The 25,541-nt window shown below is 36.3% G+C and carries 26 protein-coding genes, 1 other RNA gene and 3 pseudogenes; 16 read left to right on the top strand and 14 right to left on the bottom strand.

All coding sequences use genetic code 11. From position 1 onward, the window contains the following. Window positions 1-106: 106 nt before the first annotated feature. Together DCC35_RS20565 and DCC35_RS03835 are read left to right on the top strand one after the other, a co-directional pair. Window positions 107-247: a bactofilin family protein gene (locus tag DCC35_RS20565; protein WP_175402705.1), complete on the top strand. Its 141-nt coding sequence runs from the start codon at window positions 107-109 to the stop codon at window positions 245-247. Continuing rightward, window positions 247-474, top strand: coding sequence for a bactofilin family protein (locus DCC35_RS03835; RefSeq protein WP_137089544.1), 228 nt, complete (start codon window positions 247-249; stop codon window positions 472-474). The genes DCC35_RS20565 and DCC35_RS03835 overlap by 1 nt, the downstream gene beginning before the upstream one ends. Before the next feature lie 24 nt (window positions 475-498). On the opposite strand, the gene DCC35_RS03830 is transcribed toward DCC35_RS03835, so the two are convergent. Both DCC35_RS03830 and DCC35_RS03825 read right to left on the bottom strand, forming a co-directional pair. After that, window positions 499-957, bottom strand: a complete 459-nt coding sequence (locus tag DCC35_RS03830; RefSeq protein ID WP_137089543.1) for a hypothetical protein — start codon at window positions 955-957, stop codon at window positions 499-501. Window positions 958-1,229: 272 nt separating this feature from the next. Next, window positions 1,230-1,433 (bottom strand): dodecin family protein, encoded by a 204-nt coding sequence (locus DCC35_RS03825; RefSeq protein WP_137089542.1) that lies wholly within the window; start codon window positions 1,431-1,433, stop codon window positions 1,230-1,232. A 176-nt stretch (window positions 1,434-1,609) separates the two neighbouring features. On the opposite strand from DCC35_RS03825, the gene DCC35_RS03820 reads away from it, so the two are divergent. Beyond that, window positions 1,610-2,059, top strand: coding sequence for an MgtC/SapB family protein (locus DCC35_RS03820; RefSeq protein WP_137089541.1), 450 nt, complete (start codon window positions 1,610-1,612; stop codon window positions 2,057-2,059). A gap of 10 nt (window positions 2,060-2,069) precedes the next feature. After that, window positions 2,070-2,927 carry a CHAD domain-containing protein gene (locus DCC35_RS03815; protein WP_137089540.1) on the top strand — a complete coding sequence of 286 codons (858 nt, stop codon included), beginning with the start codon at window positions 2,070-2,072 and terminating at the stop codon, window positions 2,925-2,927. A 444-nt stretch (window positions 2,928-3,371) separates the two neighbouring features. On the opposite strand, the gene ssrA is transcribed toward DCC35_RS03815, so the two are convergent. Then, window positions 3,372-3,785, bottom strand: a transfer-messenger RNA (tmRNA) gene (gene ssrA, locus DCC35_RS03810). A gap of 250 nt (window positions 3,786-4,035) precedes the next feature. Beyond that, entirely contained in the window at window positions 4,036-4,470 is a 435-nt protein-coding gene (locus tag DCC35_RS03805) for a hypothetical protein (RefSeq protein ID WP_137089539.1), read from the bottom strand. A gap of 180 nt (window positions 4,471-4,650) precedes the next feature. Here DCC35_RS03805 and dnaX point away from each other — a divergent pair, with 180 nt between their 5' ends. Both dnaX and DCC35_RS03795 read left to right on the top strand, forming a co-directional pair. Beyond that, window positions 4,651-5,736, top strand: coding sequence for a DNA polymerase III subunit gamma/tau (dnaX, locus tag DCC35_RS03800; protein ID WP_137089538.1), 1,086 nt, complete (start codon window positions 4,651-4,653; stop codon window positions 5,734-5,736). Window positions 5,737-6,094: 358 nt separating this feature from the next. Continuing rightward, window positions 6,095-6,406, top strand: coding sequence for a hypothetical protein (locus DCC35_RS03795; RefSeq protein ID WP_137089537.1), 312 nt, complete (start codon window positions 6,095-6,097; stop codon window positions 6,404-6,406). Between the two features lie 14 nt (window positions 6,407-6,420). Here DCC35_RS03795 and DCC35_RS03790 read toward each other — a convergent pair whose 3' ends face one another. From DCC35_RS03790 to ettA, 6 genes and pseudogenes are all read right to left on the bottom strand, one after another. Next, on the bottom strand, window positions 6,421-6,837 hold the full coding sequence (locus DCC35_RS03790; RefSeq protein WP_246070140.1) for a response regulator: 417 nt from the start codon (window positions 6,835-6,837) through the stop codon (window positions 6,421-6,423). A 167-nt stretch (window positions 6,838-7,004) separates the two neighbouring features. After that, window positions 7,005-9,308, bottom strand: a complete 2,304-nt coding sequence (locus tag DCC35_RS03785) for a lytic transglycosylase domain-containing protein (RefSeq protein ID WP_137089536.1) — start codon at window positions 9,306-9,308, stop codon at window positions 7,005-7,007. 89 nt (window positions 9,309-9,397) lie between these two features. After that, on the bottom strand, window positions 9,398-10,042 hold the full coding sequence (locus tag DCC35_RS03780) for an O-methyltransferase (protein ID WP_137089535.1): 645 nt from the start codon (window positions 10,040-10,042) through the stop codon (window positions 9,398-9,400). Between the two features lie 2 nt (window positions 10,043-10,044). After that, window positions 10,045-11,265 (bottom strand): M16 family metallopeptidase, encoded by a 1,221-nt coding sequence (locus DCC35_RS03775; RefSeq protein WP_137089534.1) that lies wholly within the window; start codon window positions 11,263-11,265, stop codon window positions 10,045-10,047. 46 nt (window positions 11,266-11,311) lie between these two features. After that, window positions 11,312-12,022, bottom strand: a complete 711-nt coding sequence (locus DCC35_RS03770; protein WP_137089533.1) for a hypothetical protein — start codon at window positions 12,020-12,022, stop codon at window positions 11,312-11,314. Window positions 12,023-12,028: 6 nt separating this feature from the next. Further along, window positions 12,029-13,710 (bottom strand): annotated as a pseudogene (gene ettA / locus DCC35_RS03765) (energy-dependent translational throttle protein EttA). Between the two features lie 223 nt (window positions 13,711-13,933). Here ettA and DCC35_RS03760 point away from each other — a divergent pair. Continuing rightward, complete coding sequence (locus DCC35_RS03760; RefSeq protein WP_137089532.1) at window positions 13,934-14,155, top strand: DUF2795 domain-containing protein; 222 nt, start codon at window positions 13,934-13,936, stop codon at window positions 14,153-14,155. Between the two features lie 31 nt (window positions 14,156-14,186). On the opposite strand, the gene DCC35_RS03755 is transcribed toward DCC35_RS03760, so the two are convergent. After that, entirely contained in the window at window positions 14,187-14,864 is a 678-nt protein-coding gene (locus tag DCC35_RS03755) for a 2-C-methyl-D-erythritol 4-phosphate cytidylyltransferase (protein ID WP_137089531.1), read from the bottom strand. 57 nt (window positions 14,865-14,921) lie between these two features. Then, window positions 14,922-15,974, bottom strand: coding sequence for a tRNA preQ1(34) S-adenosylmethionine ribosyltransferase-isomerase QueA (queA, locus tag DCC35_RS03750; RefSeq protein WP_137089530.1), 1,053 nt, complete (start codon window positions 15,972-15,974; stop codon window positions 14,922-14,924). 128 nt (window positions 15,975-16,102) lie between these two features. On the opposite strand from queA, the gene DCC35_RS03745 reads away from it, so the two are divergent. Continuing rightward, entirely contained in the window at window positions 16,103-17,347 is a 1,245-nt protein-coding gene (locus DCC35_RS03745; protein WP_317128981.1) for an ABC transporter permease, read from the top strand. 75 nt (window positions 17,348-17,422) lie between these two features. Here the strand turns inward: DCC35_RS03745 and DCC35_RS03740 are convergent, their stop codons facing one another. Both DCC35_RS03740 and recA read right to left on the bottom strand, forming a co-directional pair. Beyond that, window positions 17,423-17,947 carry a YfiR family protein gene (locus DCC35_RS03740; protein WP_137089528.1) on the bottom strand — a complete coding sequence of 175 codons (525 nt, stop codon included), beginning with the start codon at window positions 17,945-17,947 and terminating at the stop codon, window positions 17,423-17,425. 193 nt (window positions 17,948-18,140) lie between these two features. Then, window positions 18,141-19,181, bottom strand: coding sequence for a recombinase RecA (gene recA, locus DCC35_RS03735; protein WP_137089527.1), 1,041 nt, complete (start codon window positions 19,179-19,181; stop codon window positions 18,141-18,143). 130 nt (window positions 19,182-19,311) lie between these two features. Between recA and DCC35_RS03725 the strand changes: the two are divergent. The 8 genes and pseudogenes from DCC35_RS03725 to rpsB all read left to right on the top strand — a co-directional run bounded on the left by DCC35_RS03725 (window position 19,312) and on the right by rpsB (window position 25,498). Next, window positions 19,312-20,339: pseudogene (locus tag DCC35_RS03725) on the top strand (aminopeptidase). A gap of 7 nt (window positions 20,340-20,346) precedes the next feature. Continuing rightward, complete coding sequence (locus tag DCC35_RS03720; RefSeq protein WP_137089524.1) at window positions 20,347-21,162, top strand: DUF3108 domain-containing protein; 816 nt, start codon at window positions 20,347-20,349, stop codon at window positions 21,160-21,162. A gap of 45 nt (window positions 21,163-21,207) precedes the next feature. Next, entirely contained in the window at window positions 21,208-21,903 is a 696-nt protein-coding gene (locus DCC35_RS03715) for a response regulator transcription factor (protein WP_137089523.1), read from the top strand. Window positions 21,904-21,955: 52 nt separating this feature from the next. Further along, complete coding sequence (locus tag DCC35_RS03710; protein ID WP_246070136.1) at window positions 21,956-22,999, top strand: sensor histidine kinase; 1,044 nt, start codon at window positions 21,956-21,958, stop codon at window positions 22,997-22,999. Then, window positions 22,986-23,699 carry an RluA family pseudouridine synthase gene (locus DCC35_RS03705; RefSeq protein ID WP_137089522.1) on the top strand — a complete coding sequence of 238 codons (714 nt, stop codon included), beginning with the start codon at window positions 22,986-22,988 and terminating at the stop codon, window positions 23,697-23,699. Before DCC35_RS03710 ends, DCC35_RS03705 begins: the two co-directional genes overlap by 14 nt. Before the next feature lie 123 nt (window positions 23,700-23,822). Further along, window positions 23,823-24,265, top strand: a pseudogene (gene rplM, locus DCC35_RS03700) (50S ribosomal protein L13). Between the two features lie 10 nt (window positions 24,266-24,275). After that, window positions 24,276-24,662, top strand: coding sequence for a 30S ribosomal protein S9 (rpsI, locus tag DCC35_RS03695; protein ID WP_137089521.1), 387 nt, complete (start codon window positions 24,276-24,278; stop codon window positions 24,660-24,662). Window positions 24,663-24,712: 50 nt separating this feature from the next. Continuing rightward, on the top strand, window positions 24,713-25,498 hold the full coding sequence (gene rpsB / locus DCC35_RS03690) for a 30S ribosomal protein S2 (protein ID WP_137089520.1): 786 nt from the start codon (window positions 24,713-24,715) through the stop codon (window positions 25,496-25,498). The last annotated feature ends 43 nt before the right edge of the window (window positions 25,499-25,541 follow it).

Genomic DNA, 25,541 nt, shown 5'->3' with positions numbered 1-25,541 from the left:
AGTAATAAAATAGTAAGATATCAAATATACATCCATTGAGAAATTATTATTGATCAAAACTTAGAAAATTAAATACAGAGTAATGTTTAATTCAAATAAACAAAATATGGCAGCGGAAGATAGACAATCTGCCGGGGCAGGTAGTATAGTGAGCTCCGGAACTTCATTAAAAGGTAACGTTGAATCTAACGATCTTTTACGCGTCGAAGGTAAAATTGAGGGAGATATTCTTAAGGCTCCCGAGTAATAATTGGATCAAAGGGAGAGGTTCAGGGCAATATTACATGTGGTCAACTTGATGTTGAGGGAACTATAGCGGGTAACGTTGCTTGCAAAAGCAAGGTGATATGTAAAAGTACAGCAAAGATCACTGGTGAAATTAAATCAAATGATCTTAAAGTTGAAGCAGGGGCGCTTATTAATGGTAAAATATCGATCGGTAACCAGGAAAAGCCTATGGCTACTAGTAAATGAATTTAAATTCAATTATTGCTCAGATTATAAATCCTCAGTTTTACGTAAATGTATCCATTTTCCATCCTTGTAAATAATGATTCGAGATTCTGTGATAGAATCTATACCATAAGTAATAGTTTCTGTACGATCATTATAATACAATGTGATGGAATTTTCTGTTTGAATAAATCTGTCAAAATCCAACCTTTGGACATCTGGGCATATAGGGAGAGCTTCTGCTGTTTCATCTGGATAAAAAACAAAATCAGTTGCTAAACGATCGATCTCATTACCCTGCCCACATGTGCTCCTGTCAATAATCAAATCTCCGCTGGCGCTATAAAGGGTAGCCTTTTCAAATTCCCAGACTCCAACAAATTCAGAGTCAGACCTGTAAGGTTCCTCAATAAAGTCATCGCTACTACACGATATTATAGCGGAAATTAAAATGAGTAGCAAGGATTGCGCAAATATTTTTCTTGTTTTGTAAAATTTTTCCATACGCCACAGCTTTAGTTATTTAAAACTTAAAACTCAATGATTAAAACAACTTGTGGTGGGTATCTGCTTATTATAATATACGTAAATAATAGGAATTGTTTTAAAAATATGATGAATAATACTAATATAAAACCCGCTCTTTTGTGATAAATGAAACAAATCTGATACCGCTTTTGCTATTGCAAATTATCGATGATTTACAGGTATTTATATTAAAAAAGGCAATACTTCTAACAGGTATTGCCTTTTTATTTAATTTTTATTAATGTTTTTCAACTGCCGATTTCGAATGAAATTTTGGCATTAACCCCATAACTTATAATCTTATCTCCTTCTACATTTCCATTCATATTTTCTATGTAGATCGATTTGATATTTTTAACAGTTTTAGCTGCTTCTTTCACAGCATTTGCTGCGGCATCGTCAAAGCTTTTATCAGATGTAGCTATTACTTCTATAACTTTTACTATTCCCATAATTTTATTTGGTTTTATTGATGAATGATTGATAGACTCTTCGCTTATTTTTAAGCTGGTATTATAAGTTAACCAAAATGTCACTATTTTTCCAAATAATTATATTTTTCATATATAAATAGCTTTGTACAGTTGCCTATTTTTTCTAGATTAATAGAGACAAATAATGATTTAACATGTCAAAAGAAATTAGCTATCAGTTATTTACTCTTTTAGATGTTACCGTGGCAACGATACTTTGTGCCGCTGTAGGGTATGAAAGGGAAAGTGCTGAAAAGCCTGCCGGCCTCAGGACTAACATGATTGTTGGAGGAGCAGCCTGCTTAATAGTTTCTTTAACCATTCCACTGGTTGATTTTGTTCAGATCAAAAATGCAGCAGATATAATAACCACAGACCCGATAAGGGTTCTGCAGGCTCTGGTTGTGGGTGTCAGTTTTATTGGCGCAGGAACGATCCTTAAGAAGAGTGAAGGTGTAAAAGGATTAACCACAGCAGCTACTTTATTATTTTCTTTAGGTATAGGTATTTCAATAGCATTGGATCAGTATTATATCGCAGTAGGCGCTACCCTTTTGATCTTAGTAATAAACAGGTTAATGGCTAAATTATTTGATTTAAAATAATAGTATCTGAATGTTAAATATTTCAATTCAAATAAGAACATACTTAAATGATAATGCTGAATCAATAATTGAAATTATTGATGATCCAGAATCAGATCTTAAAACGAAAATCCATGAAATAAGAAAATGTCTCAAAAAGCTGAGAGGTGCTTTGCGTCTGATCCGTGGCAATTTTGATGATTATAAGAAATATAATGTGGTATACAGGGATGCTGGCAGAATGTTATCTGATGTAAGAGATGCTACTTCTGTAATTGAGGCTATCGAAGACCTAAAATCAACATATAGCAATCAGCTATATAAAAATACCTTTAAGCCATTCACTAATTTTCTTATAGAGAAAAGAGATCGGTTACAAGAAATGAAACGCATGGAGAATATCTTTCAGGAGATAAAAAACGATGTGGCAGAAACACTTGAAAAAATGAAAACCTGGGAAATTGAAAATTCATTTGAATTTATAATACCTGGTTTAATTAAAGTCTATAAAAGAGGTAAAAAAGCATACAGTCGTGTTAGCGAAGACCCTTCACCTCCCAAATTGCACGAATGGAGGAAAAGGGTTAAATATTTACGATATCAATTAGACATTTTGACACCATTATGGCCTGAAATAATTGATCCCTTAGAAGACGAATATCACAAGCTAACTGATTTCCTGGGTGATGACCGTGACTTGTTTATGCTAAAAAATGTAATTGATAATAACGAACACCGTTTTGAATCTGAAGAGGATAGTAAGCTATTAAAAGCTATTATTAGTTCTCAAAGAATGGAATACCAACAAGAGGCAATAAAATACGGTAAAAAATTATACTCCCTACCTAAAAAAGAATTTGTAAATTTCCTGGAATCCTCTTGGTCATAACCGGATACCTAAAAAACGTACCTGTGAAGTGTTTTAGCGAGGAGCAAGGCTGAAGGGCAGCAATCCCTCCGGCAATACATAAAAAAAGCAGCTACCATAAAAATAGTAGCTGCTTTATACCTTTTGAGATTCAAATTGTGGAGCCGGATGGGTGGCCGAGCGTTATAAAACACTCCTGTGAAGTGTTTTAGCGAGGAGCAAGGCTTGCAGGGCAGCAATCCCTCCAGCAATACATAAAAAAAGCAGCTACCATAAAAATAGTAGCTGCTTTATACCTTTTGAGATTCAAATTGTGGAGCCGGACGGGTGGCCGAGCGTATAAAAAACACTCCTGTGAAGTGTTTTAGTGAGGAGCAGGCCTGCAGGGCAGCAATCCCTCCGGCCTTAAATAAAAAAGCAGCTACATTTTTTCAACGTAACTGCTTTAATTCATTAAGGATTCATTTGTGGAGCCGGAGGGATTCGAACCCTCGTCCGGATAAGCGAACCTATGCACCGTCTACATGCGTAGTTGCCTGTCAGGTTTTCGACTGCAGACTGGAAAGGCAACATTCCTATCTACAGCTTATCTGCTTAAATTTCGCAACCACTTAGCAGCATCGTGGCGCTAGTTTTGCCTGATCGTCACCTCGAGTCAGCGCCGACAAAACAAAGCGCTGTGAGATGTGGCTCGGGAGTCGATGTTTACCGTCGACTCAACCGTTTAAGCCCTTATTCAGCTTATAAAAAGTCTGAATTAGGCAGCCATGGCGTAGTTATTCTCGCCAATTATAGTTTAAGTGCATTGATTACGGATGTACACTCACCACCCGGCACGCAAGTACATGACTCATCTTACCGTCAAAACCGGTCGGCCCCATTCGTTCATGGAGCTTCCAAAGATAGTAAAATAACTACAACTCTCTATTGTCTTTATTTTATATCCTTTTAAACTAACGAAACTATTTTTCTAAAGTTACAATACCAGAAGAATCCAAGTGACATCATTCTACCTTTCCTCCTCCGATAACCAAAGCCATCTTTACAGACAAGTAATTTTTACCTGGTAAACTTTCCTTGATTCCAAGAATTACATTGTATTCTGTATAAAATCTAAAATAATCAAAAACTAAAATTCCAGCTCTGGGGCAAAACCAAACTTACCACCATATTCACCATCATATTCATTATTTGCTCCATCCCGGTAAGTAAATGATCCTAACTGATAAACCCCCAATCCCAATCCTCCGAAGAAGCGGACATCATTGTGATTAAAATAATATTTTCCTCCTACTAAATAAGACCCTAATCCTGCTACAGAAATATTATTGGAATAATTATCCGAACCTCCAAACGCACCATATTCCAATTTTAAAGACCCTTCAATTTGATCAGTAAATTTATAACTTGGTTCTAAAAACATCAATAAACCGATGTCAAAAGCATTATCTGAAGGAATTCCAAGTCCCAAGCCAAGATCAACACTAAATGGTTTATAAGTTTGTGAAAACGAAATGCTTGTTATCGATACGTACAGTGAAAAAATAAATATTAGCTTTTTCATAATTGATATTGCGTAAAAATAAAATCCCAAAGACTAAATTAGCAAAGATTTATTATTCAACTAAATTGACAAGTCTGTTAGTTTAGTTTTATATAAGTCAAAATTCAAATATTAAAAATTTGACTGGAAGAAAATTGCTTTTTAGTCTTTCAAATTCCATAAACTTTTTATCTTGCAGCGATGGAAAATTTTGTAGTCTCAGCTAGAAAATACAGACCCAAAGGTTTTGACGAAGTTGTCGGTCAAAGTCATATTACCACAACACTTCAAAATGCGATAGATAAAAATCAATTGGCCCAGGCCTTACTTTTTTGCGGACCTAGAGGTGTTGGTAAAACTACCTGTGCGCGTATTGTAGCCAGGTTAATCAACGGGTTCGAGCAAGGTTCTGAAAAGAGTTCAATGAACATCTACGAACTTGATGCTGCTTCTAACAACTCAGTTGATGACATTAGGAATCTTGTCGACCAGGTAAGATACCCTCCTCAACACGGTGACTACAAAGTTTACATTATTGATGAGGTTCATATGCTTTCAAATGCTGCTTTCAATGCCTTTCTAAAGACATTAGAAGAACCTCCTCCATATGCCATATTCATTCTGGCAACTACCGAAAAGCACAAAATCATTCCAACGATTCTTTCTCGTTGTCAGATCTATGATTTTAACCGTATCCAGGTAAGCGATATTGCTGATCATTTAAAACAAATTGCTGACAGGGAAGAAATACAAACAGAACCTGAAGCGCTTCACCTCATTGCTCAGAAAGCTGATGGTGCATTAAGAGATGCTTTATCGATCTTTGATTTGATCGTTACCTTCTCGAAAGATAGAAGTGTCGATTATAAAACTACTATCGACAATCTTCACATTCTGGATTATGATTACTATTTCAGGGTTACCGATGCATTAAAAGATCAAAACAGTGCACAGGCTTTATTGATCTATAATGAAATCATCAGTAAAGGATTTGATAGTCACAATTTTATCAATGGTTTATCAAGCCATTTCAGAGACCTGATGATGTGCAAAGACAAAGAGACTATTAATCTCTTAAACGTCTCAGACAAGGTTAAAGAGAAGTATAACGAACAAGCTCAGTCGGTTTCTCAATCTTTTATTCTTAGTGCATTAAATCTCTGCAATCAAGCTGACATTCAATTTAAAAGCAGCAAAAATCAGCGATTATTAATCGAGCTGACCCTGATGAAACTAGCCAATCTTCCATCGGCATTATCATTAGCTGCAGAATTAAAAAAAAAGTAGTCAGTTAAGTCAGGCTAAAGTTGAAGAGAAGACAAGTATAAAAGAATCTGAAAAGCCGGAACGAGGTAAGCCTTCTTCCGATGATCTTGAAAAGATAAAATCAAAATCTTCTAATAAAACTTTAGGAACCGAAGTAAAAGCCGGGCTGAAAAATAATTTAAAGAAATCAGCTAAACTCCCAAGCCTTGACGCTTTAAAAAGTAAGGTTAGTCAATCCGCATATTCTTCTCCCAAGCAACAATCTGAAAAAGAGGAGAATGACAGAACCCAGGATTTTGCAAATGACTCCAGGCAAAACGAAAAACTTTCTTTCAGTAAAGAAAATATAGAAACTGCTTTTAAAGAATTACAGGAGAAGGTGAAAAATTCGAGTGCTTTACTTCAGGTAATGCTTAAACAACCATTCCGATTAGGAGAAAATGGTCAAGTGGTATTGAGCATCAATAGTAGCGTGCAGGAAGAATTATTTATTGAAAGGAAAGGTGAGATTTTCGGTTATTTGAAAAGTCGTATAAACCATCCGGAACTTTCTCTTACTCATGAATTAACATCAAATCAAAGTTCAGGAAATAAACTATATACAGACAGGGATAAATTCGACTATTTAAAAAATGAAGTCCCTCTCTTGCAATCTTTGATTGATAAATTAGGTCTGGACCCGGAATCTTAAAAAAAGAGTAGCAACTACGCTACTCCCATTTCTTTTATTTCCTGTAAAGCGTTTTCTGTAAGCGGCTTTGTTATGAATTTAATAACATGGTCGTTATTGACAATTTTATCAATATCCCGCTTATTATCCGAACTGGACAGAATTATTACTTTACACTTATCTTTTACTATTTCTGCGAATTTTTCAAACTCATATAAGAATACAAAGCCATCAACGATCGGCATATTGATATCCAAAAATATGATGTTTGGAAGCTTTTCAGGGTTATCCTTGTTTTGCTCGATATATTCAAGAGCACTCTTGCCTGAATTCTTTATTTCTACATTCTTCGCAAAACCGGTAATTTCGATAATTCGCTTACTGATAAAGTTATCAGTGTCATTATCGTCTACCAGCATAACCAGATCAATGCTTTTTTCTTCAGCTGTCATTAACTACTATTTGATTTATTTTACTTGCTGATAATCAATTCAAATATATTAATAATAAAATAATAAAAAGTTAAAATGTAATGAATTGACTAAATAACTATCAAACAAGTTTAAATTATGATTCGACTAAAATATAAATTTCTATTCGATTGTAAAATAGTTCGAGCTTATTTTACTTTTTTAATTTTCAATCTTTCCCCTTCACTTATGTTAAAATCTGCCTTTCCATTCCAATCCATCACTTGCTGTATAGTAACGTCGTTCTCTCTGGCAATCTTATACAGGCTATCACCTTTTTTTACAATGTAAACTTCAAATCCTGACACAGACGAGTCATCACCTTTGGAATTATCCACTTTATTATAAGCCCTGGCTTCTATCAAATCAGAGTCAGAACTTTCACCATCCGTTGGTATTTTAAGCTCTTGCCCGATACTTAAAACCGAATCAATTGATAAAGAGTTCTTTCTAAGTAATTCTCCTACTGTTACCTCATATTTTCGTGATATTGAATAGTAAGTATCTCCCCTAACTACCCTATGTATGTTTTTACTTTCAATGTCACGTTTATTCTCTTCGTTAGATTTAATTGTATTTGATTTCCCGCTATCTATCAGGTCAAAATCTTTTTCATCAGGATTATCAGTCTCGTTTTCGAGCTGTTCTGACTTACTTTCAGTGTTAGAACCATAGCTTATCACATCCAGTCCATCTTCATTCACAACTACTTTTGGTTGCAAACTGTCAACAGCTATAACCGGTATATCATTATTCACTGGTTGCTGTTTTCCTTTAGCATTTACCGGAGCTGAAACCTTAACAGATGGGTCCAAATCATCCTCATTTTTAGAATCTAACTCTGGAGATTCCTGTTTAGATCCAATAGTCAGAATATCCTGGTTCGCTGCTGAAGTATTTTTAACCTTCTCGACATTAGTTTCTGCCTGGTTCTGATCAAATTCTATTATTTTACCGGCTTCAATATTCTCTGAATCACTCTTAACCTGATTGTCAGAAGTACCCTGAATCACGTTATTTTGGTTAGCACTGGATTCTGGTTTATTAAATGAGATATTTTCAGATTTCTCAAAATTATCTTCATCAACCGGTTTTTCATTTTCTTTTACAGCCAGCTTCCCTGATTCATTTATTGCTATCGGGCCTGATAAGTTTTCAGGTTTATCATTGGATTTTGCTATGATCGTTTTCTTATTATCCTCAACTGGTATGATATCCTGGGTTTGTTTGTATTTATAAGGCTCGTCTTTTGGTCTTTTATCTCTCAGCCATACAATTAAACCAGGCTTCACATTAATGTCGTTCTGTCCATCAAGTCTGTTTTTTCTCAATAAAGATTTCAGCCTTATCCCATACTTTTGAGACACTTCCCATAGTGACTCGTCTTTTTTCAAGGTATGGTAATGAACATTAGCCCTTCCCTTTTTCCTTTCAGTATAAAAAATTTGCCCGTTTTCTATTTTTTCATTGCCTTCAATATCATTATACCTTAAAAATCTTTTTAAAGGAATCGCAGCGTGTACAGCTAACCATTCAAAGGTATCACCCTTTTCTGCCACGATAGCTTCTCTACCGTTTACTTTTAGCCGGGCAGGCACTATGCCAACTACAGGATCTAAATACCTCTTAGATTTAATCTTATTTGATGCGGTGATGACTGTCGGTTCAGGAACTCCTAAACGTTCTCCTTTTATATAATATTTAGCCTGTTCTTTCGAAACCGGTACCAATAGGGCTAGTTTTTGATCATCAGGAATATTTCCTCTCCTCAACCATTTGTTGTATGTCTTTAATTGCTCTTCAGATACTTTTAGTTTTTTGGAAACATCACTCAGGTCAAGTCCCGCCCCATCGTAGTATTCAACGAGTACCAAATCATTCGCTGGTTGCATCCTTTGTTTTATTCCATGCTCAAAGGCTATTTTATGGGCAAGAAATTTTTTAACGTACCAATAAAGACTTGCATCCAGGTTCATTTTTTTCGCACCGTAATCTCTTTTATCTACGACCTTTTCAGCACCTCCTCTACCCATTTGATATGCCTGCAGGGCATATAGCCAATTATCAAAAAATGCATTATTGGTCTTTAAGTATTTAGCTGCGCCTTCACTCGCCCGAACGATATGCATACGCTCATCAATGCGCCTGTCAATCTTTAAGCCAACTTCAAGACCAGTGAAATCTTTGAATTGCCAGTAACCGACAGCATTCGAAGAACTAACAGCATCTCCGATTAAAGCACTTTCCTGTAATACAAGATATTTAAAATCTTCCGGTAATTTCTCCTGACGAAAAACCCTCTCGATCAATGGAAAATACATTAATGCCCTGTCGACTTTAATATTAAAATACTTCGGATATCTCGTTAGGTTGTCAACCTCAGCCTGAATTTCCTTCTGAAGTTTATTACTTAGTTTGAGTTTGAGATCTGCGAAATGGATGACTTCCGGCACTTTGGGTGATTGTGCAGAAATTGAAAAAATAAATAAAAAACAAAATAAAAAACTCAAAAAATCCTCATCGCTGCCTGTTATATAAATATTTATTTTTTTCTTAAAACCATCAATCCGTCTCTTATCGGAAATAAAACATTTTCAACTCGTTCATCCTTGTGGACCCTCTTATTAAAGTCCATAATGGCCCTGGTGTCAGCATCTATTTTTTTTCCGTGCATTCCGACTACTTTTCCACTCCATAGAACGTTATCTACCAGAATAAATCCACCTTTATTTACATTTTCAAAAACCTGATCATAATAAAGATCGTAATTTTTTTTGTCTGCATCCAGAAAAACCATATCCCATTTCTTTTCAAGAGTAGGAATGATATCAGATGCAATACCCTGAATTCGGGTGATTTTATCATTTAAGCCTGCCCTTTCTATATGACGCTCTGCCATCTCTTCTATTTCCTCATTCTTATCAATTGTAAAAATATGGCCGTCTTCCTGCAGTCCTTCTGCAAAGCAAATCGCACTGTATCCGGTATAGGTTCCTACTTCTAAAATAAATTTTGGTCTGACCATTTTTGAAAGCATGGCAAGTACTCGACCCATCAGATGTCCTGAAATCATTCGGGGCATTAATACATTAAGGTGAGTATCTCGATCTAAATCTTTTAATACTTCCGGCTCTTCCTGGGTGTGCTCTACAGTATATTTATATATTTCCTCGGGCAAAAACTGCATTGTCAATGGTTTTGAGGTAAGAAAGTTAATAAACTTAATTGATCAGATTGTAATATCTGATTTGAAACTTCAAGTAAATCTTCCGCAGAGATTGAATCAATCCTTGAGAAAATTTCCTTCAAAGATTCTATTCTACCAAGATCTAGAAGACTCTTTGCCATTAAAAGCATCAGGCTAACATTATTTTCTTCTGCCATAGCCAGTTGTCCCATAATCTGTCCTTTTGCCTTATGTAGCTGAAGTGAACCTAATTTGGTCGTTTTTAATTTCTCCAGTTCTTTATTTACGAGGTTAATGCACCTTTTTAATTGCTTTTGTTCAGTGGCAAAAAATATAGAAAAGAGACCGGTATCTGTAAATGATTGATAAGAGGCGTCAATAGCATAAACATATCCATACTTTTCTCTTATTCCCATATTAAGCCGTGAACTCATTGCCGGACCTCCCAGAATATTTGTTAAAGTGAAAAATGGCAAACGTTTTTCATCATGAACATTATAAGCTTCACATCCGATAGCACAATGAGCCTGAGTTGTTGGACGCTCTATTTCGACATGCCTGGGGATATAATTCTTAAATTCTTCACGATGGGATGATCTAACTCTGGGTTCCTGTATTGAAAGGTATTTATCACATAATTTCTGAACTTTTTTCCAACTGATGTTTCCCGTGATGCTAAATACCATCCGTGAAGTATCCATATTTTTGGATATAAAGTTCAAAAAATCATCCTTTGTAAAATTTAATACACTTTCACGTGTACCTAGAATATTATTTCCAAGAGGGTGGCCTGCAAATACTATTTCATCAAAATCATCCTGTATCGCGTCTTCAGGTGAATCGTAATACATTGACATTTCTTCCAGTATAACCCCTCTTTCCTTCTCTATCTGCTTCTCAGGAAAAACTGAATTGAAAGTTATATCGGAAATTATATCAACTGCTTTATCTACATAAGTGTCAAGCACAGAAGCGTAAAAGCAAACCTTCTCTTTTGTAGTATACGCATTCAGCTCACCTCCTACACCATCTAATCTGCTTAAAATATGGAATGCTTTTCTTTTCCTGGTGCCTTTAAAAGCCATGTGCTCCCAGAAATGAGCAAGTCCCAATTCGTCGGTGTCCTCATCTCTGGATCCTACATCTAAAACAATCCCGGCATGAACAAGCCGGGTTGAAGTTATTTCTTTATGAACTACTTTAATACCGTTAGGTAAAATCAAAAATTAAAATCATCCATGCATCACAAATCCTCTCAGAGATTTAATATTAAAATGAGAACTTTGTCGAACCACTTTCTCCTTCCTCTTCTTTTAAGATTTTAGTTTCAATAGTCACTTTTTTTCCATCTGGTGACATCATTGCTTTTTGATTTGAAATATTCTTTACAGGCTGTTCGAAAACATACTCAGTGGTATAAGTCATATCTCCAAACATTTGAGACATCTGTTCAAAATCCTGATCTGTCATTTCTTCATCACTTTCTTCACTCATTTCTTCCTTCAACTCACTCTTATCGAGAAATAAAGAAACTCTCTCAAAAGATTTTTTACTATGCTTGAAGAATTCTTTTTCCTGGTAATTTTCATTTTCCTTCTTATTCATCGCATTTAAAGCATTGTTTAACGCTTTAACATCTTCGAAATCGAATTTTAATCCAAAATTAAAGGTTTCCTCATCAGATATAGCTTCAACATTTGTAATGCCATCTACAGATTCAAGGAGTTCTTTGTCCTTCTGCATGTCGTCATCGAACTTTTTGGTCATATCCTTCGGTCCTTCTTTCTTCTCTTCATCCGTGTTAGTAGAATCCGCCATATTTTCGAAGGCCTCCATCATTGGCTTTAAGGCGGACATATCAATAGTGAAGGTGTATGTTCCGGAACCATCTTTTTTAAGAAAGATCCGCTCCTTGAAATTGAAACAAGAAGACATTAACAGAACTATGGCTAATAAAGAAAAAATGTGTCGTTTGTTCATGATCAGTTATTTTATAAGCTTTTTATATTTAATTCTCTTTGGTTGGGTATCCCCTAATCTTTTTTTCCTGTTTTCCTCATATTCAGTGAAATTGCCTTCAAACCAATATACCTGTGAGTCTCCCTCAAAAGCAAGAATATGAGTACAAATTCTATCTAAAAACCAGCGGTCGTGTGAGATAATTACAGCACTGCCTGCAAAGTTTTCTATCGCTTCCTCTAATGCTCTTAATGTATTTACATCGAGATCGTTTGTGGGCTCATCAAGTAGAATTAAGTTGGCGCCTTCTTTAAGTGTCATCGCAAGGTGAACCCTGTTTCTTTCTCCTCCGGATAGTTTTCCGACTTTTTTCTCCTGATCAGATCCGCTGAAGTTAAACCTGCTAACATAAGCACGGCTATTAACTTTAACATTTCCAAGTTCAATCCACTCATTTCCTTCCGAAATAGCTTCCCAAACCGATTCATCAGGTTTTAGATCATCGTGCTCCTGATCCACATATGCTAATTTAACAGAAGAACCTGTTTCAAATTCACCTGAGTCCGGTTTTTCTTTTCCGGTTATAAGGTTAAATAAAGTGGTTTTACCTGCTCCGTTTGGACCGATAACTCCAACTACACCTCCTTGTGGTAATGCAAATGAAAGGTCCTCAAATAGAACTTTTTCGCCATACGCTTTAGAAACGTTATTAGCTTCGATGACCTTACTACCTAAGCGTGGTCCAGGCGGAATATATAATTCCAGAGAAGCTTCTTTCTCCCTTGCTTCCTGGCCAACCATTTTATCATAGGCATTTAATCTTGCTTTTTGCTTGGCATGACGCCCTTTTGGAGTCATCTTGATCCAATCCAACTCCCTTTCAAGAGTTTTTTGTCTTTTAGATTCTGATTTCTCTTCTTCTGCCAGACGTTTTTGCTTCTGTTCGAGCCAGGAAGAATAATTCCCCTTCCATGGAATTCCATGTCCTCTGTCTAATTCGAGGATCCAGCCAGCAACATTATCCAGGAAATATCTGTCGTGAGTTACTGCAATAACAGTACCTTTATATTGCTTAAGATGTTGTTCCAGCCATAAAATAGATTCAGCATCAAGGTGGTTGGTAGGCTCATCAAGTAATAGTATATCAGGCTCCTGCAAGAGAAGTCGACAAAGAGCTACTCTCCTTTTCTCTCCCCCAGAAAGTACACTGATTATTTTATCGGCAGGAGGAGTCCTCAGAGCATCCATTGCAATCTCTAGCTTAGTATCTAGCTCCCAGGCATTTACCTGGTCTAGTTTTTCCTGAACTTCTCCTTGTTTTTCGATGAGTTCATTCATCAGATTTGCATTTTCAAGCACTTCTGGCTCTGCAAATCGATTATTTATCTCTTCATATTCCTTTAAAAGGGCTACGGTTTCACTAGCGCCTTCCTCAATGACCTCTTTTACAGTTTTGTCCTGATCGAGCTCAGGCTCCTGTTCCAGCATACCGACTGAATAACCTTTACTAAATGCTACTTCACCCTGATATTCATTATCAATACCGGCAATGATCTTTAACAAACTGGACTTTCCACTTCCGTTTAATCCGATAACCCCTATTTTGGCTCCATAAAAAAAGATAAGTAAATATCCTTAAGAACCTGTTTCTTAGGAGGATATATCTTGCCCACACCGGACATTGAAAATATTATTTTTTCGTCACTCATATAGATTACTTCTATTCAAAAATATCAGATGATAAAATTGATATTTATATAATAAATTAACACAATTTTTCGATAGAATAACTAAATATAAAATTTGTCGTATTAAACTTTGCAAAGTTAGCGGTAAGATTTATATTCTTATTAGAAGAATCAAATAAATGGTTTGATTATTCAACCGAATTTTTATTTTTGCGGAAATTAGAATCTATTAAAAGAGTAAGTTATGTATTGGACATTAGAACTTGCGTCATATTTAGAAGATGCCCCTTGGCCGGCAACTAAAGACGAATTGATTGATTTTTCAATCAGATCAGGAGCACCATTGGAAGTTGTTGAGAATCTTCAGGAACTGGAAGATGATGGACAACCGTTTGAAAGCATTGAAGAGATTTGGCCTGATTACCCAACCAAAGAAGACTTTTTCTTCAACGAAGACGAATATTAATTATACACCCCCGATTTATTTCGGGGGTTAATTATTTTCCGATGAGTGACTCTGCGATCACCAGATCTTCAGGAGTTGTAATTTTTATATTGTCATAGTTTCCCATTATGACTTTAATATTCTGCTCTGAATTTTCATAAACACTGGCATCATCTGTGAATTCATAATGGTCAGCTTTTATGAAAGCCTGCTTAATTTCTTTTACTCTAAAAGTTTGAGGAGTTTGTACTAACAAATAATCAGATCGGTTTACCGCTCTGGTAACATTTCGATCAGTATCTGATATTTTTCTTAATGAATCCTTCGGTAGAACGCAAACTACCCCACTACCATGTTCTTCAGCAGTAAAGAACGACTCACGAATTACCTCCTCACTGATCAAAGGACGTACGCCATCATGAATAGCTACTACCCCCTCCTCTTTTATCTCATTTAGGCCATTTTCAACTGAATGCATCCGGGTTTTACCGCCATGGGTAGTAATATGTGGTAATATAAAATTGTGTTCTTCACACAGCGTATTCCAATACTCATGCTGATCAGAAGGTAATACGAGTACAATAGTAATCTCCCCTTCAAAAGCACTATAAAACTTTTGAATGGTGTGCATTAACACAGGAATACCTTTTAGTCTTAAAAACTGTTTAGGGATTTCAGACTTCATTCTTGACCCTGAACCCCCGGCTACTATTACAACAAACTTTTTCATGGCAAAAAAAATTCCGAACCTGTAAGGATCGGAATTTAATATATTTTAAATAATTATTTATATGATCAACATTGCATCACCATAGGCATAAAATCTATATCCTTCCTTTATGGCAATTTGATAAGCCTCCATGATCAGATCATAACCTCCGAAAGCCGCAGCACTCATTAATAAGGTCGATTCAGGAAGGTGAAAATTAGTTAATAATGCGTCGCAAATTTTAAATTCATATGGAGGGAAAATAAATTTATCTGTCCATCCCGAATTTTCCTTCAACTCATTATTTGCAGAAACAGAAGACTCCAATGCTCTCATGGCCGTGGTACCTACAGCGCAGATTCTGTTTTTATTATCTCGGGCGTTATTAACAATATCTACAGTAGATTGAGCAACAGTAAAGTTTTCACTGTCCATCTTATGCTTAGTAAGATCCTCCACATCAACAGGCCTGAACGTACCCAAGCCAAGATGCATAGTGATTGGAGCAATTTCAATACCTTTTAGCTCAAGTCTCTTAACTACGTGAGGGGTAAAATGTAAACCTGCACTTGGAACAGCGACTGCACCTACCTTATTCTCATTAGCGAAAATTGTCTGGTATCGCTCTCTGTCTTCAGCTTCTGTCTCTCTTTTGATCTCTCTTGGTAATGGAGTTTCACCAAGAGCATCGATAGTAGCATAAAACTCCTCATCTGTTCCATCAAACAAGAACCTAATCGTTCTTCCTCTTGATGTTGTGTTGTCAACTACTTCTGCTACAAGATCGCTTTCACCAAAGTAAAGCTTATTACCTACACGAATTTTTCTGGCAGGATCTACAAGAACATCCCAAAGGTGAAGATCTTTATTCAGCTCACGAAGTAAAAATACCTCGATCTTTGCCCCGGTCTTCTCCTTATTTCCATACATTCTGGCAGGAAATACTTTTGTGTCATTTGGAACAAACACATCATCCTCGTCAAAATATTCAATAATATCTTTAAATAGGCGGTGCTCAATTGTTCCTTCTTTGCGGTTTACGACCATTAAGCGAGATTCATCCCTGTTTTCAGCCGGATATAACGCAATAGAACCTTCGGGCAAATCGAATTTGAACTCTGATAACTTCATATGTATATTTACACTATATTGTTCAAAATGAACAGAATAATTTAAGGTTGCAAATCTAATGAATTGTTTTTTAATTTCTTAACATTCATTTCTTACTTCTGAAAAACTCCGTTAAATAAATCATAAAGATGCTCAGGCAGTTATACGAAAGCTTTGTTTTTGCCTTCACGGCCTTAAAAACTAACTTACTCAGAACCACTCTATCTCTTTTGGGTGTTACAGTAGGTATTTTTCTGATTATAGCCGTTTACACCCTTGTTGACTCACTTGAAAGAAATATTAAAGACAGTTTTTCTTTTCTAGGTGCTGACGTAGTATATGTTGAAAAATGGCCTTTTGTAGGAGGTCCTGACTTTCCATGGTGGGAATATCTTAAACGCCCGCAGGCAACTTATCAGGAATACGAATTACTAAAAGAAAATCTGGTCAATCAAAGCGGTGTTGCAATTATAAGCAGTGTTGGAAGTAGAACATTTAAGCATGGATCCAACAGTATTGGAACAGTTAATCTGACAGGCAGCACCTATGATTACTTTAAACTACAGGATACTCCAATTGGAACAGGAAGATATTTTTCAATGCAGGAGATTGAAGGAGGAAGACCTGTAGCTATTATTGGTCATACTGTGGCTACCTCACTTTTTCCAAATGAACCTGCAATAGGTAATGAAATTAAGCATAGGGGTTACAAGTTTAAAGTTATTGGTGTTATGCAAGAGGCTGGAGAAAGCTTTTTGGGAATTACTAGTAACGATGAGAAGATTATCATCCCTTTTAAAGCATTTCAAAAACTATATCTAACCGGAAGTAAATACGAAGGAATAGGAGCCAGAATAGGTATTGGCGGGGTGGAAGGTGATACTGGATTAGAACAGTTAATTTCAGAGATTAAAGGCCTGTTACGTCCGGTAAGGGGACTCAGACCCGGTGAAAAAGACAACTTCTCTATAAACAAACCTGAAGCAATTGCTGATATGGTATCCGGGGTTTTTGGAGTTGTAAATGTCGCCGGTACCATAATTGGTCTCTGTGCCATCCTGATCGGAGGGTTTGGTATCGCAAACATTATGTTCGTTACAGTAAAAGAAAGAACTCCGTTGATAGGCATTCAAAAATCACTGGGAGCAAAAAACTATGTTATTCTTGCTCAATTTCTATTTGAAGCATTATTACTAAGTCTTATTGGAGGATTCTGTGGTATAATTTTAGTTTATCTTCTCACGTTCGTTCCATTAGGAAGCCTTGAAATAATATTAACCACGAAAAATATTATTATAGGGGTAATCATTGCTTCTCTGACCGGAATTTTGTCTGGCTTAATACCAGCAGCGAAAGCAGCGAAACTTGACCCGGTGATCGCAATAAGATCTTAATCAATAAAAATAGACAAATTAAAAAAGCCGATTTCGATCAACGAAATCGGCTTTTTTTCTTAACAAAAACAAGTTTTAAATCACAACGGCAACTTGAGTAAGGCTGGAAGAAACCCTTAACTTTTGTGCGTCAATTACTGATTTATTGAGTTCGAATTTCAGCTTGCCATTCACGACAATAAAATTAATCGAACTTCCTTTTTTACCTAAACCTCTATCTTCGGTTATTAAAAGAATTGGCTTTCCAGCTGTTTTAGCCTTATAAGACTCAAATTCTCTCGATTTATTTTTTCCCAACACGACGATCTGTAATCCGCTCACTTGCGAAGGATCGCTCACTTGTTTAACAATTATTTTACCTCCCGGTCTTGGCTTTCCATTTAACTTTGAACTGATTTGCTGATAAAGCGCATCATTTCCAGTTACGCCTATCACAAAATTTCCGGAATTACTAGAAGCTGGCCATTCAATATACTTAATAAAGTGATAAATGAACATCGACTGCACATCTTCCATATCCCCCTGGGCAAATGCTGCTATTCCGACAAAAAAAGTAAAGACGAAAGAAAGCAGACCTTTCTTCACACCATTCATTTTCATAACTTAGATCAATTTGAGTGACAATTATCGTAAATTTATACAGTTTAAAAGTATAATGTAACCCATTCAACTATCATTCATCTTAAATAAATACAACATTATTAGAATGTTTATATTTTTTACGCTTAAAATAATAAAGCAGAGGTGAAAAAATCACTTCTGCTTTATTATGAGATAGTTATAATTGTATAAACTACTTTTCTTTTACTGCTTCTTTAGTGTTTTCGTCTTTACCGGCAATTTTGTCTTTAATCTTTTTCTCTAATTCTTCCATTAATTCCGGATTATCGAGAATTAGTTTTTTTATTGCCTCACGACCCTGTCCAAGCCTGTTTCCGTCATAGCTGAACCATGATCCTGCTTTATCAAGAATCCCCATTTCAACGCCAATATCAATTATCTCTCCTACCTTTGATATACCTTCTCCATAAAGTATATCAAACTCTACTACTTTGAAAGGAGGTGCAACTTTGTTTTTTACTACTTTCACTCTTGTTCTGTTACCCTGAACAGAATCTGCGCTTTCTTTGATTTGCCCTATTCTCCTAATATCAAGACGAACTGAAGCATAGAATTTTAAGGCATTACCACCGGTGGTAGTTTCGGGGTTACCAAACATAACACCGATCTTTTCCCTCAACTGGTTAATAAATACACAGGTACATTTTGTCTTGTTGATCGCACCCGTTAATTTTCTCAATGCCTGAGACATCAAACGAGCCTGAAGACCCATTTTACTATCTCCCATTTCTCCCTCAAGCTCCCCTTTTGGCACCAAAGCAGCTACTGAGTCAATAACTACTATATCTAAAGCTCCCGAACGAATTAGATGCTCTGCTATTTCAAGTGCTTGCTCACCGTTATCAGGCTGAGAGATCAGTAAGTTCTCAGTGTCGATACCTAGTTTCTCAGCATAAGTCTTATCAAAGGCATGTTCTGCATCGACGATAGCTGCCATCCCTCCGGCTTTCTGAGCCTCGGCAATAGCATGCATTGCTAAAGTAGTTTTACCTGAAGACTCAGGTCCATAAATCTCAACTATTCGACCTCGAGGAAAACCACCTACTCCTAATGCAATATCGAGGCCAACAGAACCTGATGAGATTGCCGGAACATCCACTACTCGCTCATCACTGAGCTTCATGATAGTTCCTTTTCCGTAAGTTTTTTCAAGTTTATCTATAGTGAGCTGCAACGCTTTCAGCTTCTCGTTTTTTTCAGACTTATCTGCCATTTTATATTCTGTTTTTAAAATTAATTCAACGATCGAATTTACATCATTCAACTTAATTGCCAAACAAATAAACGTTTATATAAGATTATTAATCAGTGGCAATTTATATTTATAAGTATTATCATTAATTATGCTTAAAACACGAAAGTCGAGGATATTATCAATTTTAATAATTTTGTTTTTTGCGCTGGCAATTTGGAACAGGGAACTAATTTACTATGGTTTCAAACAAGGTGAAGGACAACTTCGTGTAGTTAAAAATGCAAAACCGATAACTGAACTGATTTCCAATAATAATGTTGCTGACTCCACAAGAAATCTATTATCAAAAGTTAGTGATATCAGAGAATTTGCATTTTCAGAACTGGGCCTGAAAAATCAGACAACTACACCGATTTTTATGATCATGGTGAGGATCCGATAATGTTCGTGGTAAGCGGATGCAAGCCTTATCAGTTCGAGCCAAAAGAATGGAGCTTTCCGATCATCGGAACTTTTTCTTATAAAGGCTTTTTCGATAAAGAAATGGCAAAAAGCGAATTGGCAAAAATTAAAAATCAGGGCTATGATGCATTTATCAGGACTGCTGGTGGATGGTCAACTTTGGGCTTTTTTAATGATCCGGTACTTTCCGGAATGTTAATCGCTGGTGAAGCCCGGCTTTCAGAAACTTTAATCCATGAATTATTTCATGGCACACTATTTATTAAGGACAGCCTGACATTTAATGAGAATCTCGCTTCATTTTTTGGCACGAAAGGTGCACTGATATATTTAAAATCTAAGTATGGTACTGAGAGTGAAATAGTCGAAAACTATAAGAAAGAACTAAATGACAGAAATACGTATATACAATATATGGTAAAACAAGCAGGTAAGCTTGATGATTTATATAAGTCTATTGACTATCTGCCAGACTCCTTTAAAGAAGAAGCTAAAAAGAAATTTATAAACAGTATAAAAGAAAAATTGAACACAATTCAATTCGAAAACAAGGCTTATTACGATATCTTTAAAGAAAAGGAGCTCAATAACGCATATCTGATGTCATTTATAAGATATAGAGGCTATGAAAAAACTCTTAATACTCAGCTAAATGAAAAATTTGGTGGCGATCTTAAAATAATGATCGATCACTATGTAAAGAATAATAAATAAAATCATAATGAAATTATTTAAAAAACTTTTTACTGTATTTGCAATATTGGCTTTTAGTGCTTTTACCGTTCAGGACTCAACGTACAGAACTCTTGAACAAAATAATTTTGGTCCTGGAGAAGTGCTAAATTATAGAATTCATTATGGTATATTCAATGCTGCAAAAGCTACAATGACCATCAGTGATAAGATCTATAAACTTAATAACCGCCCTTGTTATAGAATTGATATTCAAGGCAGGACTTCTGGTGCAGTAGAAGTATTTTATCAAGTTGACGACAGATGGGGTAGCTACATGGATACAGCTGCCTTAATCCCTCATCGGTTTTATAGATTTATTAAAGAAAACAGGTATCGAAAAAATGAAATCGTTGATTTTAATCATAAAACAGGAACAGCACTCGTTACCCGACTAAGCAAAGACTCAAAAAGAGTTGAGAAAAAAGACAAATATGACATCCCTAAAAATGTATTGGATCTCGTAAGTGGTTATTACTTTTTTAGAACGCTGGATTTTGACCAATATGAACCTGGTGACCAGGTAGATCTTTCAGGTTTTTTCGATGATGAGGTTTATGAATTTAAAATCAGATATCTTCGAAAAGAAAAAGTCAGGACTAAACTGGGCAAAATGGATGCTTATGTTATTGCACCAATTATGCCTGACAATGAAATTTTTGATGGTGAAGATAGTATTGAAGCATGGATAAGCGCTGATAAAAACCGAATCCCTCTTAAGATCAAAGCAAAGATGTTCATTGGAGCGGTAGAAGTTGATATTACCAGCGTTGATGGACTGAAGAATGAATTGGGTGAGATTTGAATAAATAAATGAAAACTGGTATTTTCGGCTACATAAGAATCTAAAATGAAAGACAATAAAGTTAAAAATAAGAAAGTCCTTATCGTAGATGACGAAAAAGATATCATTGAGTTACTCACCTACAATCTGGATAAAGAGGGATTTCAAACTAAAGCAGCAAAGAACGGAGCTGAAGCTTTAGATATAGCAAAAAACTTTAAACCGGATGTTATTCTCCTGGATATAATGATGCCCGATATGGACGGAGTAGAAACATGCCGGAGATTGAGAGAGATTCCCGATCTTAAAAGTGCCCATATTATTTTTCTCACTGCAAGATCAGAGGAGTATTCTGAAGTGGCTGCTTTTGAAGTGGGCGCGGATGATTACATCACCAAACCGATCAAGCCAAGGGCTCTTATAAGTCGTTTAAGCGCTATTTTCAGGAGAGAAGAAAGCAAAGAGGAAAATTCGGATGTTCTTACCTTTCCAAATCTCACGATCGATAAGACTTCTTACAAAGTCATTAAGGACGGTAAAGAAATTAGTTTGCCAAAAAAAGAATTCGAATTACTCTATTTTCTTGCCAATAACCCTTTGAAAGTTTATAATCGCGATGAATTATTGAAGAATATCTGGGGAAGTGATGTTTTCGTTCTTGCCAGAACTGTTGATGTTCACGTAAGAAAGGTAAGAGAAAAAGTAGGACAGGATTATATTAAAACAATAAAAGGCGTTGGCTACAAATTTGAACAAGAGTAAACAATCACTATTACTTAATTCCAAAATCATATCGATATTAATTGGAATATGTGTGGCCCTGATCAGTGTCGCCTTCATTTCTCTTTGGGGTAACTTTGATACAACTACTCTTGTTGTGATCGTCCTGGTTACATTTGCCAGTTCTTACCTTCTAAGCTATATCGTACTCGAATTTCTATTTATTAAAGAACTCGAAAAAGTGTATCACATTCTCGAGCAAATGAGAGGTGAGGATTATAGCTTACTAAAAGATGATCTTGCCAGTAAGTCAAGCCCGTTTGGACGATTATATGATGAACTTTATTCATTTGCATCAACTAAGGAAAGGGAAATCGCCGAACTTAAAAAACTGGAACAATTCCGAAGAGACTTTCTTGCAGATGTTTCACACGAATTAAAAACTCCCATTTTTGCAGCTCAGGGATTTGTACACACCCTTTTGGACGGTGCAATTAAAGACAAGACTGTAAGAACTAAATTTCTAAAGAAAGCAGCAAAAAGTCTGGATGCCTTAGATAACCTTGTCCATGATCTTCTGACTCTGTCACAAATGGAGGCCGGAGAAATAAAAATGCATTATGAGAACTTCGACATCTATAACATGTGCCAGGAGATTATTGATGAACTAGAAGATAAAGCCCAGAAAAAAAATATATCACTAGATTTTTCGAAGGATACGAACCCTGGATTAATGATTTATGGAGATCAACGCAGGCTTTACCAGGTAATGTTAAACCTGACCTCCAATGCTATAAAATATACTGAAGAAGGCGGGTGGGCCAAGATAATACTAAAGCAACAAGACGGAGAAGCCTTTATTGGCGTAAAGGATAATGGCGTTGGTATATCAAATGAACATGCCCACAGAGTATTCGAAAGGTTTTACAGGGTAGAAAAAAGCCGTACGAAGAAAAAAGGAGGAACCGGACTTGGACTGGCAATTGTAAAGCATGTAGTTGACGGACATAACAGCAAGGTTCAGCTTGAAAGTAAACCAGGTGAAGGCACGTTGTTTTACTTTACATTACCTTTGGCAAAGCAAAGCGAACAACCGCAAAGAAACAAAGGTAAAAAAACTTCTAATGAAAAAGTTTAATATAAGTGAATCCGTACTTTTCGAAGATGATAATTTATATATCATTAACAAACCTCCGGGTATTTCAACCTTAGATGATCGTACTTCAAATCTAAGCATACTTAAGTTTGCAAAAGAATATCAGCCGGATTCACAAATATGCCACCGCCTGGATAAAGAAACTTCGGGTTGTTTGGTTATCGCAAAAAATCCTGAGACTTACAGGCATATGTCAATTGCTTTTGAAAAGAGAAAAGTCAATAAGATTTATCATGCCATAGTAGATGGATTGCATGAATTTAAGAATACCAAAGCCACCGGCCCGATCAAAACTTTGAAAAAAGGAATAGTAGTAGTTGATTTTCAGGATGGAAAAGAAGCGCTAACTTATTTTGATACCCTAGAAGCCTATAAAACCCATACTTTAGTTGCCTGCCGGCCCGTTACGGGAAGAATGCACCAGATCAGGGTTCATCTTAGCTTTCTAAAAGCACCAATCACCGGAGACGAATCATATGGAGGCAGGCCGCTCTATTTAAGTAAGGTCAAAAGAAATTACAATATTGGCCGAGATGAAATCGAAAAACCATTAATCCAAAGACTGGCACTTCATGCAAATGAAATTTCTTTTGAGGATCCCAAAGGTAAAATGACCGATGTTAAGGCTCCATACCCTAAAGATTTCGCAGTTGCAATCAAACAATTAGACAAAAACAGGTGATTATCAAACAATTTCATTGATATTTGTCTACTATTGTTGGAATTCAAAATTAATACGTCTATCTTTGTGTCCCTTTTTGAGAGGGGACCGATTATGTATTGGAAAAATTAAAGCTTTATAAAAGTGGATACATTGAGTTATAAAACCATTTCAGCAAACAAAGAAACAGTTAACAAAGAGTGGGTTATTGTTGATGCTGAACAACAGACATTGGGACGTTTTGCGAGCGAGGTTGCAAAACTGATCAGAGGAAAGCACAAACCTAATTTCACTCCACATGTTGACTGCGGAGACAACGTTATTATTATTAATGCAGAAAAGATCAACCTTACAGGGAAGAAAATGACTGCTAAACAATACGTTCGTCACACAGGACATCCGGGGGACAGCGTTTTGCTACTCCACAGGAATTGTTAAATAAAAGACCTGAGAGAGTTTTGGAAATGGCCGTAAAAGGCATGTTGCCAAAAAACAGACTTGGACGTCAGTTATTTAACAATCTTCATGTTTATGCAGGAACTGAGCATCCTCATGAAGCACAAAAACCGAAAGAAATTAAACTTTAATTAATAATTAATGGAAGTAATCAATACCATAGGAAGACGTAAAACTTCTGTTGCGAGAATTTACGTGACGCCCGGTAAAGGTGAAATCACCGTTAACGACAGAGCTCTTGACGAGTACTTCCCTTCTGATATTCTTCAGACTATCGTAAAACAGCCTTTCGCTCTAGTAGACGAAAATGACAATTACGATGTTAAAGCTATATTAGACGGAGGAGGAATCGCCGGACAAGCTGAGGCACTACGCCTTGCGATTGCTCGTGCACTAAACGAGATCAATCCGGAACACAGACCTGCGTTAAAGAAGGAAGGTTTCCTTACAAGGGATCCACGTATGGTCGAAAGAAAGAAGTACGGCCGTCGCAAAGCGAGAAGAAGATTCCAGTTCTCGAAACGTTAATCCTGATAACAGGACTAAGAAATCAAAATTATTGTTAATCAAACTACTCAATGGCAAAACTAGAGTACAAAGACTTATTGGATGCTGGTGTCCATTTCGGGCATTTAAAGAGTAAGTGGAATCCTAAAATGGCTCCATACATTTTCATGGAGAAAAACGGGATCCACGTTATAGACCTCAACAAGACTTTAGCAAGTCTTGACGAAGCATCCCACGCGCTGCGCAACATTGCACGCTCAGGAAGAAAAATTATGTTCGTTGCTACTAAAAAGCAAGCAAAAGGTATCGTTGCAGAAAATGCAAAGAATCTTAAAATGCCTTTTGTAACTGAGCGTTGGTTGGGAGGTATGCTTACTAACTTCGCAACCATCAGAAAATCGCTTAAGAAAATGTCAGGCATCGATAAAATGATGAAAGAAGAAGCTTATCTAAACCTGGCAAAAAGAGAGCGACTGATGATTACTCGTGAAAGAGAAAAACTAGAGCGAGTTTTAGGTGGTATTTCAGACCTTACCCGTCTACCTGCAGCATTATTTGTAGTAGATATAAAGCGTGAGCATATTGCAATCAAAGAAGCGCAAAAGCTCAACATTCCGGTATTCGCACTTGTAGATACTAACTCAGATCCCACTCTGGTTGACTACGCAATACCTGCAAACGACGATGCTTACAAATCTGTAGAGCTACTTATGGGACATATCGCTTCTGTAATCGAAGAAGGATTAATGGAGCGTAAGAAAGATAAGGAAGACTCTAAGATGAAGGAAGAGGAAAATAAAAAGCGCGCCGCAGATAAAGGCGAAAAAGTTAAAGAAGGTGCTTCAGATAAAGAATAATGGCACTATAGTATAATATCATAAAATTGAACATTGGAGATCT

This window comes from Mangrovivirga cuniculi (assembly GCF_005166025.1).
In the GTDB taxonomy this organism is placed as follows: domain Bacteria; phylum Bacteroidota; class Bacteroidia; order Cytophagales; family Cyclobacteriaceae; genus Mangrovivirga; species Mangrovivirga cuniculi.
Note: the sequence above shows the minus strand (reverse complement) of the source record. Positions and strands in the feature narration are given on the sequence as shown.

What these genes read in the sequence shown, in the direction of transcription:
- DCC35_RS03715 (WP_137089523.1), top strand. Translation starts at nt 21,208, where the DNA reads ATGAAAGACAATAAAGTTAAAAATAAGAAAGTCCTTATCGTAGATGAC.
- DCC35_RS03720 (WP_137089524.1), top strand. Translation starts at nt 20,347, where the DNA reads ATGAAATTATTTAAAAAACTTTTTACTGTATTTGCAATATTGGCTTTT.
- DCC35_RS03790 (WP_246070140.1), bottom strand. Translation starts at nt 6,837, where the DNA reads ATGACAGCTGAAGAAAAAAGCATTGATCTGGTTATGCTGGTAGACGAT.
- DCC35_RS03780 (WP_137089535.1), bottom strand. Translation starts at nt 10,042, where the DNA reads ATGCAGTTTTTGCCCGAGGAAATATATAAATATACTGTAGAGCACACC.
- DCC35_RS03770 (WP_137089533.1), bottom strand. Translation starts at nt 12,022, where the DNA reads ATGAACAAACGACACATTTTTTCTTTATTAGCCATAGTTCTGTTAATG.
- DCC35_RS03830 (WP_137089543.1), bottom strand. Translation starts at nt 957, where the DNA reads ATGGAAAAATTTTACAAAACAAGAAAAATATTTGCGCAATCCTTGCTA.
- DCC35_RS20565 (WP_175402705.1), top strand. Translation starts at nt 107, where the DNA reads ATGGCAGCGGAAGATAGACAATCTGCCGGGGCAGGTAGTATAGTGAGC.
- DCC35_RS03815 (WP_137089540.1), top strand. Translation starts at nt 2,070, where the DNA reads ATGTTAAATATTTCAATTCAAATAAGAACATACTTAAATGATAATGCT.
- DCC35_RS03760 (WP_137089532.1), top strand. Translation starts at nt 13,934, where the DNA reads ATGTATTGGACATTAGAACTTGCGTCATATTTAGAAGATGCCCCTTGG.
- recA (WP_137089527.1), bottom strand. Translation starts at nt 19,181, where the DNA reads ATGGCAGATAAGTCTGAAAAAAACGAGAAGCTGAAAGCGTTGCAGCTC.
- rpsI (WP_137089521.1), top strand. Translation starts at nt 24,276, where the DNA reads ATGGAAGTAATCAATACCATAGGAAGACGTAAAACTTCTGTTGCGAGA.
- DCC35_RS03825 (WP_137089542.1), bottom strand. Translation starts at nt 1,433, where the DNA reads ATGGGAATAGTAAAAGTTATAGAAGTAATAGCTACATCTGATAAAAGC.
- DCC35_RS03745 (WP_317128981.1), top strand. Translation starts at nt 16,103, where the DNA reads ATGCTCAGGCAGTTATACGAAAGCTTTGTTTTTGCCTTCACGGCCTTA.
- DCC35_RS03805 (WP_137089539.1), bottom strand. Translation starts at nt 4,470, where the DNA reads ATGAAAAAGCTAATATTTATTTTTTCACTGTACGTATCGATAACAAGC.
- DCC35_RS03755 (WP_137089531.1), bottom strand. Translation starts at nt 14,864, where the DNA reads ATGAAAAAGTTTGTTGTAATAGTAGCCGGGGGTTCAGGGTCAAGAATG.
- DCC35_RS03740 (WP_137089528.1), bottom strand. Translation starts at nt 17,947, where the DNA reads ATGAAAATGAATGGTGTGAAGAAAGGTCTGCTTTCTTTCGTCTTTACT.
- DCC35_RS03705 (WP_137089522.1), top strand. Translation starts at nt 22,986, where the DNA reads ATGAAAAAGTTTAATATAAGTGAATCCGTACTTTTCGAAGATGATAAT.
- queA (WP_137089530.1), bottom strand. Translation starts at nt 15,974, where the DNA reads ATGAAGTTATCAGAGTTCAAATTCGATTTGCCCGAAGGTTCTATTGCG.
- rpsB (WP_137089520.1), top strand. Translation starts at nt 24,713, where the DNA reads ATGGCAAAACTAGAGTACAAAGACTTATTGGATGCTGGTGTCCATTTC.
- DCC35_RS03820 (WP_137089541.1), top strand. Translation starts at nt 1,610, where the DNA reads ATGTCAAAAGAAATTAGCTATCAGTTATTTACTCTTTTAGATGTTACC.
- dnaX (WP_137089538.1), top strand. Translation starts at nt 4,651, where the DNA reads ATGGAAAATTTTGTAGTCTCAGCTAGAAAATACAGACCCAAAGGTTTT.